Origin of the sequence: Algoriphagus zhangzhouensis, from assembly GCF_900148515.1 — a bacterium.
Lineage (GTDB): Bacteria > Bacteroidota > Bacteroidia > Cytophagales > Cyclobacteriaceae > Algoriphagus > Algoriphagus zhangzhouensis.
In genome coordinates, this window is record NZ_FRXN01000011.1 from 1 (window position 1) to 3,227 (window position 3,227).

Annotated in this window: 3 protein-coding genes; all 3 read right to left on the reverse strand. The window is 43.8% G+C overall.

Features of this window, described 5'->3' with window-relative positions; translation table 11 throughout:
• Positions 1 to 218 (reverse strand): hypothetical protein (locus BUF13_RS20400; RefSeq protein ID WP_134204620.1); only part of this gene is annotated, 218 nt, incomplete at its 3' end.
• A 2-nt stretch (positions 219 to 220) separates the two neighbouring features.
• Complete coding sequence (locus BUF13_RS20405; protein WP_073573682.1) at positions 221 to 1,195, reverse strand: PorP/SprF family type IX secretion system membrane protein; 975 nt, start codon at positions 1,193 to 1,195, stop codon at positions 221 to 223.
• 7 nt (positions 1,196 to 1,202) lie between these two features.
• The coding region (locus tag BUF13_RS20410) for a DUF7507 domain-containing protein (protein ID WP_083586542.1) at positions 1,203 to 3,227 on the reverse strand (2,025 nt) is incomplete at its 5' end.

Sequence of the window (3,227 nt, forward strand, 5' to 3'; positions counted from 1 at the left end):
GCATACCGAACTTTGGTCTTTTGCGCCTCTGCCCCTCCTACATTTCCCAAAAATAAGGCTGCTGAAATGCTTAGTATCGTCAATGTCTTTTTCATGTGATTGCTGTTGATTTTCATCGGCCACATGGAATCTCGTTTTCCAAAAACCGTATCCAAAAGAACCTTTTCTTCTAAAGCTATGATAGCGGTGCTGCCTTGCTCATGTTGGCTCGATTTCATAATCAAAACCATCTTTGGTTTTTCATTCTTGCAACTCTAGGTATCAGATAGAAACCCACTGACAATTCATGGGAATTCGTTCTGTAGTCTTGTAATACGTTCAGGTTATGGTCATAGGCATAGCCGATCCGTATTCTTTCTGTCGGGAAAATCTCAGTGATCAGCGCAAAAGAATTCCTTCTTGACAATCCCCCTGGCAAGTTCTTATTCCAGATCTTCATATTGGATCGGTAGGAACCGCCCAGCCAAAGTCTTTCTCCCAACAGGAACATAGCGTTCAGATCGTAATTGGTCGGGGCTCCTTTTACTTCCTTAATCAAGAAACTAGGCTTGAACTTCACCGTGGATCCCAAATCAAACAAGGCTCCCATCGTCAGGTAATAATGGAAATCGTGGTAAGCCAGGGCAATATCCTCTCTTTCCAGTGCTTTCTTGCCGATCATATTGTAAACACTGAAGCCTGCATAGAACTTGTCATTATGAAAGAACAGGCCCGTATTCATATTCGGTGTAAACATATTTACCCTACCTTCTGGTAGATTTTCATCTGGCCAGTAATTTGGATCCAGTTCAGAGCCATCTATCGCATATTCAGATACACCTGCACTTACACCCAATCCCAGGAAGCTTCTTTGCCCGGTCTGGATTCGGTAGGCATAGGTCAGCAAAGCTGAATTGGTCTGGGTAGGTCCGATATGGTCTCCCATCAGGGACACTCCAAAGCCCATCCTGCCTTCATTGGCACTCAGGTCCGCGGTCACCGTAAAGGTCTCCGGAGAACCCGGGAACCGGATCCACTGCGTTCTGTATGTTGACTGCAGATATGGGTCTCCCTTGTACCCTGCATAGCCCGGGTTGATATGCAATCCGTTAAACATATATTGACTGAACTGCGGGAGCTGCTGTCCAAAAGTCCCTCCGGTGGCCAATAAGGCCACCAGAAGGATCATTCCAATGATTTTAAAGAATGTTTTCATAATACTACTAATCAAGTACTACTCCTTTTACAACTTTTATCCAACCCTTGAACACGTGCTCTTGGTTGTTACTATCCCAAACTTTTAAAACATAGAAATATGTACCTGCTACCTGACCAGGAGCATCCCAATCATTCTTATAGTTTTCCTCTTCCAATAAGTGGTCTCCATATCGGTTGAAAATCACAATCTCATTTCGTTCGTACTTTTCAAGCCCTTGAATTTCGAATGTGTCATTTACTCGGTCATTGTTAGGAGTAATCACATTTGGAATGTGGAACGGTTGAATTTCCGTAACATCACTGTCCTGATTGTCTGTTTCATCAAAATCATTCTCTTCAGATCCAACAAAGGCAACATTGGTCACAGAACCGGCAGCTCCCGCTTTTACCCGGATTCTGAAGGTGATCGTCGCATCCGCAGGGAAGGTTGGAACAGTCCAAACAATCCTGCTTCCATCAAATGAAGTCACAATTCCTACATCATGACTGTTGCTTTCTACACGGTTGCTGAGGTAAGTCACCCCATTCGGTAAGTCATCAGTAACTATCACATCATGTGCTACATATCCTCCGATGTTGCTGACTGTAATCTCATATTCAAATTCATCCCCTTCGAACACCTCCTCAGAAAGAGCATTTTTTGTGATTTTCAAGTTGACATCATCATATACCAATTCAATAGTTACATAGGCATAATCAAACAAGTCTGGGTTATCCTTATCCCTTAAGATGTATTGGAGCAGATATTCTCCAACCGGATTCAACCCTGGTATCAAACTGATATTTCCTTCCTCATCAATCAATAGTCCTTGCAATCCACCTAAGTCCACAAATTCAAAATCAACATCAGCTGGATCAGGGCGTTGACCTAGATAGAGATCATTGTCTAATATGTTACCTAATACACCTCCGAAACTCACAGTATGAATACCATAGTCATCATCATTCGCAATGATCTCCGGATTCAATTCTACCGTGGCAGAATCTGAATTTTCAATGGAATCTCCACCTGGCAGTTCCCCTTTAACAGTTGCAGTATTAACAAGATCGTCTTCTAAGAAATCATCTGCCGCAACTGTATAAGTTGTAATAATCTCTCTGGTTCCACCTGGAAGCAATAGCACAATGGTCTCTTCAAATCCTGTCAATGGATCACTCACCACCACGTTCACCAATGGTGCAGTTCCCGTATTGGTCACTACCAAGGTGTAGGTAATCACATCACCAGTCAAGGTCACTTCGGAAACATCTGCTGTTTTCTTAATACTGATACTTGGCTCAAGGTTTACATTCACTGTAGCCTGATCTTGAGCCTCAACAAATTGGCCAGAAATAGGGTCAATTGCTTTAATTTGAGCAATATTCAAAATCGGCTCACCACTCAACAAGTCCTCCAAGGTCACAGTATAAGTAGTTATGAAGGTCTTGAACTCTCCAGGTGCCAAGGTAATACCCGGTACAATCATTCCTGTTTTGGGGTCCGTCAACTCGCCACTTGATAGTGTCACATTACCTGTGTTAGTCACCGTTAGTGTATAGGTCAACACTACACCTTCTCTGCTTACAGATTCCAGATCCACTTCCTTCGTCAGTGAGATATTTGGAAGTCTTTCAATTGAAGTTTCAATCTCATCTTCATCTCCCGCAGTTTCTCCCTCAGGTCCTTCTCCGGTCACAATCGCCTTGTTCAATACATTGCCATTCTCAACATCCACCTGAGTCACCTCATATTCGGTGTCAATCGATACGGTCGCTCCTGCTGCCAAAGTACCGATGTTCTCCTCCAATCCGGTCAATGGATCAGTGATCGTCACATTGTCCAGGCTTACATTACCCGTGTTGGTCACCGTCAAGGTGTAGACAATCACATCGCCTGCAGCCTTCACTTCAGCTCCGTTGTCTGACTTCGCCAAACCAATTGAAGGCTTAATGTTTAAGATCGTAATCGTACAATCTCCCTCACAATCCGGATCCGTCACTCCAGGATCTACCGGGGTAGGATCTATCGACTCGGCTGTCACTTCTTTGCC

Coding starts and splice junctions, on each gene's coding strand:
- BUF13_RS20405 (WP_073573682.1), bottom strand. CDS start 1,195: ATGAAAACATTCTTTAAAATCATTGGAATGATCCTTCTGGTGGCCTTA.